At 65.9% G+C, this 15,503-nt stretch carries 15 protein-coding genes; 8 read left to right on the top strand and 7 right to left on the bottom strand.

The features are described from left to right. Positions 1–17: 17 nt before the first annotated feature. Genes JJ959_RS08610 through JJ959_RS08600 form a run of 3 tightly spaced genes read right to left on the bottom strand, consistent with a single transcriptional unit; the run spans position 18 to position 4,300 of the window. Complete coding sequence (locus tag JJ959_RS08610; protein WP_292882134.1) at positions 18–2,402, bottom strand: Wzz/FepE/Etk N-terminal domain-containing protein; 2,385 nt, start codon at positions 2,400–2,402, stop codon at positions 18–20. A gap of 8 nt (positions 2,403–2,410) precedes the next feature. Beyond that, the gene (locus tag JJ959_RS08605; RefSeq protein ID WP_292882131.1) at positions 2,411–2,998 is read right to left on the bottom strand and encodes a polysaccharide biosynthesis/export family protein; all 588 of its coding nucleotides are present in this window, start codon (positions 2,996–2,998) and stop codon (positions 2,411–2,413) included. Between the two features lie 9 nt (positions 2,999–3,007). Further along, entirely contained in the window at positions 3,008–4,300 is a 1,293-nt protein-coding gene (locus tag JJ959_RS08600) for an outer membrane beta-barrel protein (RefSeq protein WP_292882128.1), read from the bottom strand. A gap of 421 nt (positions 4,301–4,721) precedes the next feature. On the opposite strand from JJ959_RS08600, the gene JJ959_RS08595 reads away from it, so the two are divergent. Continuing rightward, positions 4,722–5,966: a hypothetical protein gene (locus tag JJ959_RS08595; RefSeq protein ID WP_292882125.1), complete on the top strand. Its 1,245-nt coding sequence runs from the start codon at positions 4,722–4,724 to the stop codon at positions 5,964–5,966. Positions 5,967–6,080: 114 nt separating this feature from the next. Here the strand turns inward: JJ959_RS08595 and JJ959_RS08590 are convergent, their stop codons facing one another. Together JJ959_RS08590 and JJ959_RS08585 are read right to left on the bottom strand one after the other, a co-directional pair. Continuing rightward, positions 6,081–6,635, bottom strand: coding sequence for an ActR/PrrA/RegA family redox response regulator transcription factor (locus JJ959_RS08590; RefSeq protein WP_292882123.1), 555 nt, complete (start codon positions 6,633–6,635; stop codon positions 6,081–6,083). Between the two features lie 65 nt (positions 6,636–6,700). Further along, positions 6,701–8,056, bottom strand: coding sequence for an ActS/PrrB/RegB family redox-sensitive histidine kinase (locus JJ959_RS08585; RefSeq protein ID WP_292882120.1), 1,356 nt, complete (start codon positions 8,054–8,056; stop codon positions 6,701–6,703). Positions 8,057–8,163: 107 nt separating this feature from the next. On the opposite strand from JJ959_RS08585, the gene JJ959_RS08580 reads away from it, so the two are divergent. Together JJ959_RS08580 and JJ959_RS08575 are read left to right on the top strand one after the other, a co-directional pair. Next, positions 8,164–8,931, top strand: a complete 768-nt coding sequence (locus JJ959_RS08580; protein ID WP_292882117.1) for an ABC transporter ATP-binding protein — start codon at positions 8,164–8,166, stop codon at positions 8,929–8,931. Then, on the top strand, positions 8,928–9,761 hold the full coding sequence (locus JJ959_RS08575; protein WP_292882114.1) for an ABC transporter permease: 834 nt from the start codon (positions 8,928–8,930) through the stop codon (positions 9,759–9,761). The genes JJ959_RS08580 and JJ959_RS08575 overlap by 4 nt, the downstream gene beginning before the upstream one ends. Here the strand turns inward: JJ959_RS08575 and JJ959_RS08570 are convergent. Continuing rightward, complete coding sequence (locus JJ959_RS08570) at positions 9,746–10,354, bottom strand: NUDIX hydrolase (protein ID WP_292882111.1); 609 nt, start codon at positions 10,352–10,354, stop codon at positions 9,746–9,748. The two genes, JJ959_RS08575 and JJ959_RS08570, sit on opposite strands and share 16 nt — an antisense overlap. A 17-nt stretch (positions 10,355–10,371) precedes the next feature. Next, positions 10,372–11,406: a nicotinate-nucleotide--dimethylbenzimidazole phosphoribosyltransferase gene (cobT, locus tag JJ959_RS08565; RefSeq protein WP_292882108.1), complete on the bottom strand. Its 1,035-nt coding sequence runs from the start codon at positions 11,404–11,406 to the stop codon at positions 10,372–10,374. Positions 11,407–11,533: 127 nt separating this feature from the next. Here cobT and cobS point away from each other — a divergent pair, with 127 nt between their 5' ends. The 5 genes from cobS to JJ959_RS08540 all read left to right on the top strand — a co-directional run bounded on the left by cobS (position 11,534) and on the right by JJ959_RS08540 (position 15,450). After that, positions 11,534–12,349, top strand: a complete 816-nt coding sequence (gene cobS / locus JJ959_RS08560; RefSeq protein WP_292882105.1) for an adenosylcobinamide-GDP ribazoletransferase — start codon at positions 11,534–11,536, stop codon at positions 12,347–12,349. Beyond that, positions 12,346–12,969, top strand: coding sequence for a histidine phosphatase family protein (locus JJ959_RS08555; RefSeq protein WP_292882102.1), 624 nt, complete (start codon positions 12,346–12,348; stop codon positions 12,967–12,969). The genes cobS and JJ959_RS08555 overlap by 4 nt, the downstream gene beginning before the upstream one ends. A gap of 77 nt (positions 12,970–13,046) precedes the next feature. Beyond that, positions 13,047–13,718 (top strand): lipid-binding SYLF domain-containing protein, encoded by a 672-nt coding sequence (locus tag JJ959_RS08550; protein ID WP_292882099.1) that lies wholly within the window; start codon positions 13,047–13,049, stop codon positions 13,716–13,718. A 71-nt stretch (positions 13,719–13,789) separates the two neighbouring features. After that, positions 13,790–14,395: an SCO family protein gene (locus JJ959_RS08545; protein WP_292882097.1), complete on the top strand. Its 606-nt coding sequence runs from the start codon at positions 13,790–13,792 to the stop codon at positions 14,393–14,395. A 128-nt stretch (positions 14,396–14,523) separates the two neighbouring features. Beyond that, a complete protein-coding gene (locus JJ959_RS08540) occupies positions 14,524–15,450 on the top strand; it encodes a dihydrodipicolinate synthase family protein (RefSeq protein ID WP_292882094.1) in 927 nt (308 codons plus the stop codon). The last annotated feature ends 53 nt before the right edge of the window (positions 15,451–15,503 follow it).

The following is a 15,503-nucleotide window of genomic DNA, read 5'->3' as shown; positions in this document are numbered from 1 at the left end:
CCCGGCCGATGACGGACTCATCGTGCGTTGGCCCAGCCGGGCTCCTCGGCGTCGAGGGAGACTTTTGAATCAACGCCGTAATACTGGCCGTCATAGGCTTCCGCGCCGCCGTCGATCGATTGAATCCGGAGGTTGTTCTTCGACATCACGATGCCGGAGAGGTTCTCGCCGAGTTCGTAGATCTCCCGGATGGCCTGCTCCGCGGTTTCGCGGCGGGTCCGCTCCCATTCGATGACGAAGACAGTGGCGTCGACCTGGGGCACCAGGACCAGGGTATCGGACACAACCGACGCCGGGCCGGAATCGATCACCGTGAAGTCGAAATTCTTCTCCGCGTACCGCAGCAGCTCGGCCATCCGGCGCGAAGCGAAATAATCGTCCGAGCTCGACATCACGCCGCCGGTCGCGACGTAATGGACTCCGAGACCGAGATCGAACTCGATCGCGTCCTCGATCTCCGCCTCGCCGTGAAGAAACTGCTTGAGGCCCCGGCTGGTATCGCCGTTCAGATGCTTGGTGACGGACCCGTTGACCGTATCGCAATCGATGATCAGGACACGCAATCCGGCGGAGACCGCGTTGACCACCAGGGCGAGCGCGATCGAGGACTTGCCCTCGCCCGCAATCGAAGACGTGATCAGGACGGTGCGGATCGGCTTGCCCTCGCCAAGCAGATTGAGCGCGGTGCGCAGCTTGCGGATACCCTGGCCGACGGCGGAGCCCGGACGGCGGCGGACCAGCTCGAACAGCGGTGTCTTCGATTCGTCTACCTGCTGCGACAGCGGAATGCTGGCGATCACCGGAAGCCCGGTCGCCTGCTCCACCTGTTTGGCGTTCTTGAAGCCGCGGATCAGGAAGTCCATCAGCAGCGCGAGCAGCGCGGCGAGAATCATCGCGGCCAGGATGGAGGCCAGCACCGCCAGCTTCTTCTTCGGCGCGATCGGCACGCGGGGCGCCACGGCGCGCGAAATCACCTCGGCGCCGGCCTGCTCCGGCTCGCGCTGCTCGATATCCACCGCCGCCAGCCGGTTCAGCATGATCTCGTAGAGATTCTGGTTCGCGGCCACCTCGGCCTGGATCGCCCGGAGCGCGATTTCCGCCTCCGTCTGGTCCTCCATCGTCGCCTTCAGCTCCGAGACCGCGTTCTGCACGTTCGCCTCGCGCACCCGCGCGATCTCGGTCTCGTTGCGCATCGACTGCACGATCTTGCGCACTTCGCCCGCGATCGTCGTGCGAACGTCCTCCAGTTCCCGGCGGGTCTTGATCACGTCGGGATGGCCGTCGCGCAGGGTCGTCAGCTGTTCGGCGAGACGCTGCTGGATCCTCGATTCCTGGAGCCGCAGATTGTTGATCAGCTGGGAGGCGAGCACCGGGGCCAGACTCTCGGTGCCGTCCTGCTGATCGATCAGGAGCTGTACCTGACGCAGCCGCGCCTCGCGCTCCGCCCGCTCGGTACTGGCCTGGATCAGCTGGTCGTTCAGCTTGATGAGCTGCTGGCGCATCAGCTCCGTGCCGCGCACGTCGAGCAGACCTTCCTCGCGACGGAACCGCTCGAGCTTCTCCTCCGACTGCAGCACCCGTTCCTGCAGCGCCGCGACCTGATTTGTCAGCCACTGACTGGACTGCCGCACCGCTTCGTCGCGCTGATCGCGCTTCTGCTCGAGGAACATGTCGGCAATGGTGTTCGGCACCAGAGCCGCGAAAGTCGCATCGTTGCTTTGGAATTCGATTGTGATGACGCGCGAGAGCTGCTCCCCGTCGACCGTCAGCCGGTCGAGGAAGGTGTCTGTCACCTCGGCATAAAGCGCCTCTGGAGACAGCATCTCGGACTTGCCCGCGTCGGGCGAGGCGAGCTTTCCGAGATCGAGCCCAAGATTGTCGACCAGCCAGGCGTTGGCGGCCTCAGACCAGTGCGAGATCGTCTTGTCGATATGCAGAATGGCCGCAAGTTCGACCGCGCCGCTCTTGATCTTGCCCCAGGCCGTGTCCGCTTCCGAACGCAGTGCCGGATTGAATTCGGGAACCCGGTCGAGCTCCAGCTTGTCGATAACCTTCGACGCGAAGGCCCGCGACCTCAGATAGGCGGTCTCCGTCGGAAGGTTCGCGTTTCCGGTGCCGAGGCCCTGCGGCAGGGTGAGGCCGGGAATGTTGAGGTTCCCGCCGGGCTCGCTCATCTGCAGCTTCGTGCTGCCGGAAAAGACCGGCTTCATGGAAAACACGACGAGACCGGTCGCGAGCGGCACCAGGATCAGCACGGTCAGGATCAGCAGAAAGCGCCGGCGCATCACCGAGACCAGGCGCCACAGATCGAAGGTCTCGCCGGTTTCAAGCGGATCGGCGAACAGCGCCGACGGCGCCTCGGCGCCGCGGCGGTTTCTCGGGAATGCCGTGATGTTCGCCATCCGCCCCCCTAGAACCAGCGCCGCTTGATCTCGATGACGTCGCCCGGATAGACCGAGGTATCGAGACTGACGTCACGGACGGTCTGCCCGTGCTCCGTCCGCCGGGTGAGAAGCACCTGCGACTTCGCCGCGCGGCGGGTGAAGCCGCCGGCTTCGGCCACCGCCTTGCGCATGTTCAGACCGAGCACGAAGTCATAGCTTCCGGGCGTGTTCACCTCGCCCAGCACATAGAACGGCTGGTAGCGCGCGATCACGATATCGACCTTCGGATCGATGACGAACTGCCGGTCGACGATCTCGGTCACCAGCGCCCGCAGTTCCAGCGCGGTCTTGCCGCGGGCCTCGACCTTGCCGACCAGCGGCAGCTCCAGTTTTCCGTCCTCGGCGATATCGACGATGGCGGAAAGTTCCTCATGGCCGAACACGGTCACCGCGACCCGGTCGCCCTCGACCAGCCGGTATTCGGCGATGGTCGGAGTCGTGGGCGGCGGCAGTTCGTCGACCTCGGACGAGGCGCAGGCGGCAAGCGCGAGGCTGAGACCCAACAACGCGAGGGCCGCGAGCCGGTTCGATGCGAGAATGAGATCTGACCGCATCATTCTCTCCTAGAGCCGCCCGAGATTGAACGGATCGACGACCCCTTCGTCAATCCTGCAACAGAGCTTCATCCCGAGCCGGAACGCGATCGTTGTCGCCTCGAAATCACGGCTCGCCACCGTCGAATCGGAGACCTCGTGCTCGAGACTGAGGCCGGCGAAGAAATACTCGTTGATCAGATAGGTCGCTCTGAGGCCGACCGTGTAATCGTCATCCTCGCGCTCGATCTGCTGGAAATCCTCGTTGGCGTAGGAGAAGTAGGCATTGAAGATCAGCTGCTCGAACGGATCGTAGTCGAGTCCGGCATTGAAGCCATGCGTGAGCTTGGTCCCCGCGGTCGGATCGTCCGATTGCTGGTTCTCGATCTGGGCGCCCGCGGTGAAGGTCATGACCGGCGTGAGGTTCCAGAGCAGCGCGCCGGAAGCGACGAAATCCGTCTGGGAAGACCGCGAATCCTCGTCGAAGATGCGATGCGACATGCCCACCCGGCCGCTGAAGGCGCTGACACCGGTCACGTCCCGGGCCGCGCCGACGCTCAGGGTGAACCGGGTCGAATCCTGGTTCTGCGAAACCTTCTCGACGAACATCTCGCGCAACAGGCTGGGCGAGACGAAGAGATCGTACTCGCCGCCGGTCGAGATCCCCACCAGGCCGCGCAGATTGAGAGAGGTGCGGTCGAGGGAGTCCCGGTTGACGCCGTCCGTCGCGTTGTAGTCCCGGTGTAGCACCTCGCCGACGACGCGGGAAAAAATCCGGTCGTTCTGCCGGTCGTCATAGGTCGCGCCGACAAGATACTGGTTATAGGTCAGCGGCTCGAAAGCGGCGCCGGGATCGGCATCGTCGCCGCGCCGGATGTGTCCGCGTTTGGCTTCGGCGAAACCGCGCGCGAAAAGCTCCTCGTCGAGATCGTAGCGGCCCGCTGCGCCGAGACTGATGTCCGTGGTGTTCTCGCGGCTGGACTCCCCGACCCTCCGGTCGTCCACGTTCACGATCAGCAACGCCTCGTGATTGGTCCAGTTCGACCGGAGCGCGGCGGCGGCCGACACTTCGGTGAAGCCGGACCCGGTCTCGTTGTCGGTGGTGCGGAGGATATTGCTGTCATGGCCCGCATCCACGGTCGCGCGCGGAAAAAGATCGAAGCTTCCGCCGAGCCGGGCGGTATCCGAGGTGTCTCCTGGCCGGGTCAGCATGTCGAGCGAAAGCCCGTAACTCTGGAAATCCAGCCGGGGCCGCCCCTGGACCGACTCCTTGCCGGCAAGCTGCGCCGCGGCGGGAAGCGCGAAAGACAAAAGCGCAAGCAAAGCAAACGCCAGGCCGGCGAGCCCCTTGCCGGCTGACCTGACTGCGCGGCTCCGCCCGCACAGAAGCCACGATTGAGAAAAGTCCATGTGACCGGCCAGCTGATTCTATCCCGAACGCGGTTTGGCTGCGCTTAGGCAGCGCTTTAAAGTAGTCGAATTATCCATTGAAACAAAACATTTTTATGAGCATAGTTAGCTGACAAGACTCATGATGGCCGCGAAAACGTAAAAATTTGGTGGCTTTTTATGTGAAAGTGCGTTTTTTCGCGGTAGAGATATCGCCCGGCCGTCCTGAGCCTTTTTGACTGTATGCTGTCCACGCCCCGCGGTTTCCGGTGAATTACCGGGTGCCTGCAAAACCGGTGGCATGGTAAGAAAGAACCTGGGAAACGGCCCTACTGAGTTTTAAGCGGAGGACCGCATGGCACTCAGCCAAGTCCAGAACCGAAATCGGGGCCCGAGCCAGGAATACCTGCTGCTCGACTATCTGCAGCGCCTCGGACGGAACGTGGATGGCCGCATGGCCGTTCACATCCATCTGTCGCGCCTCCGCCCGCAGAACCGTCAGGATCACCATATCCGGATCGCGGCGGCGACCTTCGAAGGCATGGTCCAGAACTACGAGGGCCAGATCTTCATCCTGAGCAATTCGGATCTGTTCTTCGTCTGTAAGGACGCCACCGTCGAGGATATCGACGCGGCGATCATGAAGGTCCGCTACCTCTTCTCCGAGGACCCGCTTTCCCAGGGCGACGAGGAAGAGGATCTCGCCCGCTTCTGCTCCTGGTACAATGTCGCGACCCAGTACGAGGACCTTCTTGAGCTGGTCAAGCAGATGCACCGCGAGCGCGAGCGCAAGTCGCGCCTTGCCGTCAGTGCCGACCAGAAGGTGGACCCGCGCACCAAGGGCTCGCGCAAGCCGCTCGACCCGGAGCAGCTCGGCAAACTCGAATCCTTCCTGCAGCGCGCCGACCTCTCCAACCTGATGCGCCGCCAGCCGGTCTGCGCGCTGACGCCGAACAACCCGAATCCGCAGCCGGTCTTCCGCGAGCTCTTCATCTCGATCCACGACCTGCAGCAAACCGTTCTGCCGGAGTTCGACCTCGCCTCGAATCTCTGGCTGTTCCAGCACCTGACCCAGACGCTCGACGCGCGGATGCTGTCGCTTCTGATCCGCAACGACGACAGCTCGATCGCAAGCTCCTTCAGCGTCAATCTGAACGTGCAGACGATCCTTTCGCCGCCGTTCCTGAACTTCGATTCGAGCCTGAAGGCGGTCGCCCGCGGTACTGTCGTGATCGAGCTGCAGAAGATCGACATCTTCGGCGACATGGGCGCCTACATGTTCGCGCGCGACTTCATGCGCGAGCGCGGCTATCGCATCTGCCTCGACGGGCTGAACCATCTGACGCTGCAGTTCATCGACCGCGAACGGCTCGGCCTCGACCTCCTGAAGCTGATCTGGACCCCGGACATGGCCGACGACATGTCGGGCGCCCGGACCACGGAGCTGAAGGAGCATGTCGACCGCTGCGGCCGCGCCCGCATCATCCTGACCCGCTGCGACAGTGACGAGGCGGTGCGCTTCGGCCAGTCGCTCGGCATCACGATGTTCCAGGGCCGCTATATCGACAAGCTGCTGACCTCGGAAGGAAGGGTGGCCTGAACATCGTCATCCCGGCCGCAGAGCCGGTACCTTTCGACGATTAGGACCGCATCCGTCGCAACGAGGTCCCGGGTCAAGCCCGGGATGACGGCCAAAGCTGAATAAGATAGGGAACTAACCCCGCGGGGCGTGCTTGTTCAGGATGCGCTGCAGGGTACGGCGGTGCATGCGCAGGCGCCGGGCGGTTTCGGAGACATTGCGGCCGCACTGCTCGAAGACCCGCTGGATATGCTCCCAGCGCACCCGGTCCGCGGACATCGGATTGTCCGGCGGCGGGGGAAGGGCTTGCTCATGGTCCAGCAGCGCGGCGGCGACCGCATCGGCATCGGCCGGCTTCGGCAGGTAATCCACCGCACCCGCCTTCACCGCGGCAACCGCCGTCGCGATATTGCCGTAGCCGGTCAGCATGATGATGCGGGCATCCGGATTGGCCTCACGCAGCGCGGTCACCACATCGAGCCCACTGCCGTCTGTGAGCCGCATGTCGAGCACCGCATAGGACGGCGGATCGTTCTTCACCGCGTCCAGTCCCTCGGCCACCGAGCCGGCGCTGGTCACGCTGAAACCGCGCTTCTCCATCGCCCGCACGAGACGGTTGCGGAACGGCTCGTCATCGTCGAGCACAAGCAATTTCCGGGTCTCGTCGACCCCGGTCAGTTCGTCTGTCACCTAGCGTCTCCGCCATTCGGGCCGGTCCGGCCCCTTTCCGGTTAATAAAGGAAAACTGCGTCCGGTCAAGAATCCGTCACCCCGGCCTCCAGGTCGGACCGGAGCCAGCGAATCGCCACGCGGGCACCGCCCTCGGCCCTGTTGGAGAAGGAAAGCGTGGCGCCGCCGCGTTCCAGCAGCGTCTTCGCGATGAAAATGCCGAGCCCCATATGGCCGTCCTTGCCGGAGCGGCTGGAGACGTAGGGCTCGCCCAGCCGGTCAAGAACCAGGGGCGAGAAACCCGGACCGTCATCCTCGATGATGACCGATGCCATGCTGTCGTCCCAATAAACCGTGATCTCGACCGTCTCGGCGGCGAACTGCACCGCGTTCTGCACAAGCGTGCCGATCCCCTGGTTCATCTCCGGGGTCAGCACCACGCGCGGCTGGTCCGCGGCAACCGTCTCCTCGTCAGGTTCGAGATCGAGCGCACCGCCCGGCCCGTGCTGCTCGACGATGACGACGATGTCGTCGCGCTGGTGCGGCGCGGCGGCGGTTTCGACCGCGGCGCTGAAGGGAACGGTCTTGAACGGGCCAGGCGTATCCTGATCCGGCCGGCGGGAGAATTCCGTCAGGATATCCCGGCAACGGGCCGTCTCGCTCAGGAGCAGATCCAGATCCTCCCGCCATTCGCTGTCCTCGGGAATGTCCTTGCGCAGTTCGCGGGCGACGACGGCGATGGTGCTGAGCGGCGTTCCGAGCTCGTGCGCCGCGGCGGCCGCGAGCCCGCCGAGCGCGGATAGCTGCTGTTCACGGGAGAGCGCGAGACGGGTGGCGGCGAAAGCGTCCGACATACGCCGCGCGTCCCGGCTCACCCGGTAGGTGTAGCCGGCGATGAAGAGCGTCGCGATCACGATCGCGGCCCAGAGGCCGAAGACATAGATGTCCGGAAGCTCCAGACCGTCGCCCGACCAGGGCAGCGGCCGGTGCACCACGGCGAGAGCGGATGCCGAGACCAGGGCGAGGAAACTCAGCCAGACGGTCGCCCGACCGGAGAGGATGGTCGCCGAGACCGTGACCGGCGCGATCAGCATTAGCGCGAACGGGTTTTCGAGACCGCCGGTCCAGTAAAGCAGAGAGCCGAGCTGCGCGATGTCGAAGGCCAGGCCGAACGCGGCGACCCGGCCGTTGCGGACCGGTCCGCCCTGGCGGAGGCTCTGGCAGACGACGTTGTAGAAGGCGCCGAAGGCGATGATGCCGAGCGTGATCTCCAGCGGCACCGGAAAACCGAGCCCGTAATGCACGACGAGCAGGCTGATGAGCTGGCCCATCAGCGCCACCCAGCGGATCATCACCAGCGTCCGTGCGCCAGCCGGTCCCAGCCCGTCGGCAAGGCCGAAGCGGACCTCGAGATCTTCCAGATTCCTGCGCTCTGTGGCCACCCGCGCCGTCTCCCCGGTTTCCGTCATTGTCCACTAGCACGCCTCGGGCTAAGGTCGCGACGCCCATTTCGGCGCATCAGAACTGCACATCCACAGAGTTCGAACCCATGAGCAAGGCGGTCATCGACGTCCGGGACCTGGAAAAGCGCTATGGCGCGGTGCATGCCGTGCGCGGCGTCGGTTTCACCGCCGAAGCCGGAACCACCGTCGGCCTGCTCGGCGGCAACGGAGCCGGCAAGACCACAACCATCGCGATGATGCTGGGCCTTCTGGAGCCGACCGGCGGCAGTGTCTCGATCCTCGGCTGCGACATGGCGACGGACCGCTACCGTGCCCTGCCCTTCATGAATTTCTCCTCGCCCTATGTCGACCTGCCGCATCGCCTGACCGTGCGCGAGAACCTCATGGTCTATGCCAGGCTCTATTCCGTGCCCGACCCCAAGACGCGGATTGCCGAGCTGGCGATGCAGCTCGACATGGAGGACTTCATGAACCGGCCCTCCGGCAAGCTCTCGGCCGGACAGAAGACCCGCGTCGCGCTGGCCAAGGCGCTTATCAATACGCCGAAGGTGCTGCTGCTGGACGAGCCGACCGCCTCGCTCGACCCGGATACCGGGGACTGGATCCGCACATATCTCGAGACCTACCAGCGCGAGAACGGGGCCACCCTGCTGCTCGCCTCGCACAACATGCAGGAAGTCGAGCGGCTCTGCTCCAAGGTGCTGATGATGCGCAAGGGCGAGATCGTCGACCGGGGCAGCCCGGCGGACCTGCTGGCCAAGTACGGACGCAAGACCATGGACGAGGTATTCCTCGACGTCGCCCGGCAGACCGGTGCCGCGAACCGAAAACAGGAAGACCGGGAGACGGCATGAGCGGGAACACGGATTTCACCCCGCCGCCGGCCTCGCTGTTCTCGGCAGGCCGCATCGGCGCCATGGCGCTGCGCTATTTCTACCTGCTGCGCAATTCCTGGCCGCGGCTGATCGAGATGGCCTACTGGCCGACCATGCAGATGATCCTCTGGGGCTTCGTCACCAAGTTCTTCATCGGCGAGTCGAGCTGGATCGCGGGCGCCGCGGGCGTGCTGCTGGCAGGCGTGCTGCTCTGGGACATCCTGTTCCGGGGCCAGATGGGCTTCGCGATCTGTTTCCTCGAGGAGATGTGGTCCCGCAATCTCGGCCATCTCTTCGTCAGCCCGCTCCGGCCGCATGAATTCGTCGCCGCGCTGATGACGATGAGCCTGGTGCGGACCCTGATCGGCGCGTTACCGCCCGCCCTGCTCGCCATCGTCTTCTACCAGTTCTCGATCTTTTCCCTCGGCCTGCCGCTGGTCGCCTTCATGGCCTGCCTCTTCTTCATGGGTTGGGGCGTCGGCCTGCTGGTGATCGGCGTGATCCTGCGCTTCGGCCTCGGCGCGGAGAGCCTCGCATGGGTGCTGGTCTTCGCTTTCGCCCCGATCTCGGCGGTCTACTACCCGGTCGAGACGATGCCGGAGTGGCTGCAGACCGTCGCCTGGTGCACGCCGTCCGCCTATGTCTTCGAAGGCATGCGCGCGGTGCTGTTCGACGGCGATTTCAGGCTCGACCTGATCGCGGGTGCGATGGTCATGAACGTGATCTATTTCGCCATCGGCGCGTTCATCTTCTGGCTCGCCTACCGCAGCGCCCGGCGCGACGGACGGCTGCTTCAGCTCGGCGAATAGAGCGGCGCCAGGATCTCTCTCAGCTCCGCCATCTTCGGATCGCCCGAGGTCAGGATATAGAGCCCGGCCTCGTGCAGCCCGACCAGATGCATCGCCGTCATCCGGAGCTCGCGCGCGAGCAGGCAACGGTAAAGCTCTTCCAGCGGCACCGGCACGGTCTCGATATCCTCGGCTTCGTCGAACGAGGTCTCGCCGGTGATCCGGGCCCCGGTGGCGAGGAAGCTGAAGCAGGTATTGGAATTGACCGCCGCGTTCGGAAACATCCGCCCGGTCTGCACCCAGTGGAGCGCTTCCGCCCCGGTCTCCTCGGCAAGCTCACGCTGCGCCGTACGGAGAGGATCGGTCTCGCCCGGATCGACGGTTCCGCTCGGCAGGCCGAACACGACCTCGCCGATCCCGTGGCGATACTCCTCGATCATCAGCACCCGGGCATCGTCGGTCACCGCCACCATGTTCACCCAGTTCGGCAGCTCGATCACGTGATAGGGCTCGACGACGACGCCGTGCGCGGTCTCGCAGCGGTCCATGCGGTGGGTAAGGTACCGGTCGCTGTAATTGATCCGGCTGTCGAGCACGCGCCAAGGCTTCGGCATGGGAACTCCTCGGAGGCTCAGGACGGGCCGCTGACGCCAGCATCGGCGAAGGTCGCCATGCCGTTGTGGCAGGCGACGGCCGCCTTGACGATCCCGATCGCGACCGCCGCGCCGGACCCCTCGCCGAGACGCATGCCGAGATCGAGGATCGGCGCCTTGCCGATCTTCTCCAGCAGCAGGCGGTGACCCGGTTCGGCCGAGCAATGCCCGACCTGGCAATGTTCGATGCTGCGCGGATCGGCGGCGTGGAGCACCGCGGCGGCGGCCGTGCAGGCAAAGCCGTCGAGCAGCACCGGCACCCGGCCCATGCGGGCGGCCAGAATGGCGCCGGCGATCGCCGCGAGTTCCAAGCCGCCGACGGCGGCGAAGAGCTCAAGCGGATCTTCCGTGCGGGCCTTGTGCAGGGCGACGCCGTCCGCCACCGCCTTCACCTTGGCCGCGAAGGCCGCGCCGGTGACACCGGTGCCCGGACCGGTCCAGTCCTCGGCCGCGCCACCGAAGAGCGCATGGCAGATCGCCGCGGCGGAGGTCGAGTTGCCGATCCCCATCTCGCCGAGGCAAAGCAGGTCGATACCCGGCTCCACCGCCATCATGCCGTAGGCCATGGCCTTGGCGCATTCGTCCTCGCTCATGGCCGGCGCCTCGGTGAAGTCCGCCGTCGGCTGCTCAAGCGCCATCTCGTAGACCCGGAGATCGGCATCGTGAAGCTCCGCGAGCTGGTTCACCGCCGCGCCGCCGGAGACGAAATTATGCACCATCTGCTGGGTGACCTCGGCGGGGTAGGCCGAGACGCCCTTGGCGGTGACGCCGTGGTTGGCGGCGAAGACGCAGATCCGCGGATGCGCGACGCTCGGCGGATGCTTGCCCTGCCAGGCGGCGACCCAGCGCGTCAGTTCCTCCAGCTTGCCGAGGGAGCCCGCCGGCTTGGTCAGCTGCGCCTCGCGGCTGGCCGCTTCGGTGCCCGCCTCGAGATCGGCCGGCGGCAGGGCGCGGAACAGGCCGCGGATCTCGTCGAAGGTCGCGCTCTCGGGGGAAAAACGTTCGTTGCTCATCGCTGCCAGCCGGGAAGTGTCTTTCGGATTGCCGCCCCCTATACAGGTCCGGACGGCCAATGCATAGTCCGCGGGCGACGGCCGGCGCCGCCGCGGGATCAGTCCGGCACGACGAGAGCGGGGAAAGATGGCGAGCGAGAGACCGGCGCCCGTGCGGCGCCCCTGGTGGGCCGACGATCTTGCCCATGCCGCGATGTTCCTGACCCGCCTGCCCGTCCCGGCCCTGGCCCGCACCGACCGGCCGCTGATGCATGCGGGCTGGGCTTTCCCGCTGATCGGTCTCCTGACCGGCGCGCTCGGCGGCGGCGCCCTCTGGCTCGGCGCCTCGGCCGGACTGCCGCTGCTCGCGGCCGCGCTCTGCGCGCTCGCCGTCACCGCATTCGTCACCGGCGCCCTGCATGAGGACGGTCTCGCCGATCTCGCCGACGGGTTCGGCGGCGGCGGCACCAAGGAACGCAAGATTGAGATCATGCGGGACAGCCGGGTCGGCAGCTACGGCGTGCTCGCGCTGGTGCTCGCGACCGGTCTCAAGGCCGCCGCGCTCGCGAATATCGCCGTCGCCTCGCCCATACTCGCCGCCTGCGCTTTCGCGGCGGCGCACATCCTCGGCCGCAGCGCGATCCTGCCAATCGCCTATTTCCTCCCGCCCGCGACGGCAAGCGGCCTCGGGACCGGTGCCGGGCGGCCGAAAGCTGTCACGACCGGGCTCTGCATCGCCCTCGGGACCCTCCTTACCTTCTCGCTTCTGCCCGGCTTCGGCTTCATCGCGGCGCTCCTGGCAGCAAGTATCGCCGCCCTTGCCACCGCCCTGCTCGCCCGGCGCCAGATCGGCGGCTATACCGGCGACGTGCTCGGCGGCAGCGAGCAGGTGGTGGAATGTTTCGTCCTGCTCGCCCTCTCCGCGCTGCCTACCGGCGCCGCCGGGTTCCTCTGGCCGCTATGAGTGCTCCGACCCGCTGGCACCTGCTGCGCCACGCCCCGGCCGCCGTCGCGACAGGCACGATCTACGGGCGGACCGATGTCGCGGCGGAAGATCAGGACGGGGACCTGCTGCGCGGGATCGCGTCCCGGCTCCCGGCGAATGCGGTGCTGGTCACCACGCCGCTCAGGCGGACGTCCGACACAGCGCAGATGCTGCGTGGTGCGGGATGGGCGGCGGATGAGGAAATCGTCGAGGAGGCGTTCCGCGAACAGGATTTCGGCGCCTGGGAAGGCCGGACCCATGCGGCGCTCGCGGACACGGGTGAGGAAGACTACAGAGCCTTCTGGGACGATCCCGCCCGCAACCGTCCGCCCGGCGGCGAGAGCTTCGCCGACCTCATGGCACGCGTGGCGCCCGCCGTCGCGACCCTCAATGACCAGTTCAAGGGCCGTGAAATCGTCCTCGTCGGCCATGGCGGATCGATCCGGGCCATACTCGCGGTAGTGCTGAAACTGACGCCTGAGGTCGCCCTGTCGCTGGAAGTTGCGCCGCTCTCCCTCAGCCTCGCGGACCACTTTCCGGGCGGTGCCGCGGAGCCCTCCTGGAGGCTGCGTGGCGTGAACCTTCCCGCGGGCTTCTGAACTTCACATTCCCGCCACAAGGTTCTTCTAGTATTTTACCGTCAGATCAGACGGATAGGATCACCGGGGGACCGACCATGCGCTTCACGATTTTCGCCGCACTGCTGCTCGCAACCGCGTTCGCGGCCGGTCCGGCGCGGGCCGACGACAGCCCCGCCTTCATCGTCGAGAAGGCCCGACTGACGCTGCAGGACCTCACCACGGATCCCGGCGCGGTCGGCCCGGTCGCCGACTATCTGAAGAAGGCCAAGGGCGTGCTGATCATCCCGGAACTGGTCAAAGCCGGGCTCATCGTCGGCGGCGAATACGGCAAGGGCGTGCTCGTCGCCCGCACCGCGCCGGGCGACTGGAGCGATCCCGCCTTCTACTCGCTCGCCGCCGGCAGCATCGGCCTGCAGATCGGCGTCGAGGCGAAACAGATCCTGCTCGTCGTGATGACCGAGAAGGGCCTGAACTCGCTCATGAGCGACCAGCTCAAGTTCGGCGCCGATGCGAGCGTGGCGGTCGGCACCATCGGCGGCGGCGTCGGGGCCTCCAGCGCCGGGTCCCTCGGCGCGGACTTCATCGCCTTCGCCAAATCAAAGGGCCTCTTCGGCGGCGGCGCCCTCGACGGGGCGGTGATCAAGACCCAGCCCGCGCAGAATGAGGCGTTTTACCGCACCGCCGCCTCTCCCAAGCAAATCCTGATAGAACGGCGCTTCACCTCGGCCGAGGCGGACGGATTGCGCAGCGCGCTCTCGAAATACTGACGCCGCGCCGCCATATAGCGCCGTGAACGCCCGGCCCGGAGACGGGCCGGCGCAGGCACCGGGATAGATTCATGTCGAAAAAGACCTTCCTCTTCCTCGTCTCCTTCCTCGGCCTCGCCCTGGTCGGCTCGATCGCGGCCGGCTACTGGCTGGTCAGCGGCGGGCGGATCGGCCAGACGGAGACCGCGGACCTTGTCGGCGGCCCCTTCAGCCTGACCGACGAGACCGGCGCGACGCTGACGAACGAGGATCTGAAGGGCCGCTACATGATGGTCTTCTTCGGCTACACCTACTGCCCGGACGTCTGCCCGACGACCCTGACCGTGGTGACCCAAGCGCTCGACCAACTGGACCCGGCGGTCCGCGACAAGGTCGAGCCGGTCTTCATCACCATCGATCCGGCGCGCGACACCTCCGCCGCGCTCGCCGCCTATTCGCAGCATTTCCACGACAAGATCCATTACCTGACCGGGACGCCGGAAGAGATCGCCGAGGTCGCGAAGGCCTACCGGGTGTTCTACCAGAAGGTCGAGAGCGAGGAGTTCAGCGACTATCTGATGGACCACTCGACGGTGACCTACCTGATGGGCCCGGACGGCCGCTATGTCAGCCACTACGGCTTCAATGCGGAGCCGGAGGAGATCGCCGCGGACCTGACCAAGCGCATCGCCGGGTAAAACCCGCCGATTTCAGCGCACGCAGCACGAAACTTCTTCCACATCGCGGGCGCGGCGCCGCTTGCCGGGAAATCCGCGTCGGACTAAGCTCCCGCTTCTTTTCGCCCCGCCAGACAAGGAGAGTGCGCATGAGCTCTAGCCCGCGCATCAAGGGTGTGATGGCCGCCGGCCTCACCGCCTTCAACGACGATCTTTCGGTCGATACCGACCTCACCCTCGAACATACCGCCTGGCTGCTGGATAAAGGCTGCGACGGCGTGCTGCTGTTCGGCACCACCGGCGAGGCGAACTCGCTCTCCGTCGACGAGCGGCTGTCCTTCCTCGACAAGCTCGGCGCCTCGAAGCTGCCGAAGGACCGTCTGATGATCGGCACCGGCTGCTGCGCCCTGCCGGACACCGTCGCGCTCACCAGGAAGAGCCTCGAGATCGGCATCGAGCATGTCCTGATGCTGCCGCCCTTCTACTACAAGAACCCGAGCGACGCGGGCCTCTTCGCCCATTTCGCCCGCACCTTCGAGGCCGTCGGCAGCGACGCCATGAAGGTCTATCTCTATCACTTCCCGCAGATGTCCGCGGTGCCTTTCAGCCATGATTTGATCGGCCGGCTGCTGAAGGAATTCCCGGGCCTGATCTGCGGCGTGAAGGACAGCTCCGGCGATTTCGAGAACATGAAGGCGATGGCCGAGAAGTTCCCGGGCTTCGACGTCTTCGCCGGCACCGAGCGCTATCTGCTCGACGTTCTGAAGGCCGGCGGCGTCGGCACCATCACCGCGACCGGCAACGTCACGGTCGGCGGCTGCGCCAAGGTCTACAGCGCCTGGAAGGCAGGTTCGGCAGATGCCGAGGCGCTGCAGGAGCAGCTGACCCGCGAGCGCCTGACGCTGCAGAACTATCCGGCCGCCGCCGCGCTGAAGGAACTGCTCGCCCGCGAGAGCGGCAAGGCGAGCTGGCGCAACGTCCGCGCCCCGTTCATGCCGCTGCCGGCGGAAAAGGCGGCCTCGCTGGTCAGCGAGCTCGACGCCGTGAACTTCGAGCTGCCCGCCCTCGCCGCGTAAGCGTCAGAGAATACATTTTTGAGAGAGCGCCCCGGCCCCGGCCGGGGCGTTTT

Source organism: Nisaea sp. (genome assembly GCF_017640745.1).
GTDB lineage: Bacteria > Pseudomonadota > Alphaproteobacteria > Thalassobaculales > Thalassobaculaceae > Nisaea.
Note: the sequence above shows the minus strand (reverse complement) of the source record. Positions and strands in the feature narration are given on the sequence as shown.

Bases quoted from the DNA above. Each gene is read 5' to 3' on its own strand.
- JJ959_RS08555 (WP_292882102.1), top strand. From the start codon at position 12,346: ATGAGTGCTCCGACCCGCTGGCACCTGCTGCGCCACGCCCCGGCCGCC.
- cobT (WP_292882108.1), bottom strand. From the start codon at position 11,406: ATGAGCAACGAACGTTTTTCCCCCGAGAGCGCGACCTTCGACGAGATC.
- JJ959_RS08550 (WP_292882099.1), top strand. From the start codon at position 13,047: ATGCGCTTCACGATTTTCGCCGCACTGCTGCTCGCAACCGCGTTCGCG.
- JJ959_RS08610 (WP_292882134.1), bottom strand. From the start codon at position 2,402: ATGGCGAACATCACGGCATTCCCGAGAAACCGCCGCGGCGCCGAGGCG.
- cobS (WP_292882105.1), top strand. From the start codon at position 11,534: ATGGCGAGCGAGAGACCGGCGCCCGTGCGGCGCCCCTGGTGGGCCGAC.
- JJ959_RS08545 (WP_292882097.1), top strand. From the start codon at position 13,790: ATGTCGAAAAAGACCTTCCTCTTCCTCGTCTCCTTCCTCGGCCTCGCC.
- JJ959_RS08605 (WP_292882131.1), bottom strand. From the start codon at position 2,998: ATGCGGTCAGATCTCATTCTCGCATCGAACCGGCTCGCGGCCCTCGCG.
- JJ959_RS08540 (WP_292882094.1), top strand. From the start codon at position 14,524: ATGAGCTCTAGCCCGCGCATCAAGGGTGTGATGGCCGCCGGCCTCACC.
- JJ959_RS08595 (WP_292882125.1), top strand. From the start codon at position 4,722: ATGGCACTCAGCCAAGTCCAGAACCGAAATCGGGGCCCGAGCCAGGAA.
- JJ959_RS08580 (WP_292882117.1), top strand. From the start codon at position 8,164: ATGAGCAAGGCGGTCATCGACGTCCGGGACCTGGAAAAGCGCTATGGC.
- JJ959_RS08570 (WP_292882111.1), bottom strand. From the start codon at position 10,354: ATGCCGAAGCCTTGGCGCGTGCTCGACAGCCGGATCAATTACAGCGAC.
- JJ959_RS08575 (WP_292882114.1), top strand. From the start codon at position 8,928: ATGAGCGGGAACACGGATTTCACCCCGCCGCCGGCCTCGCTGTTCTCG.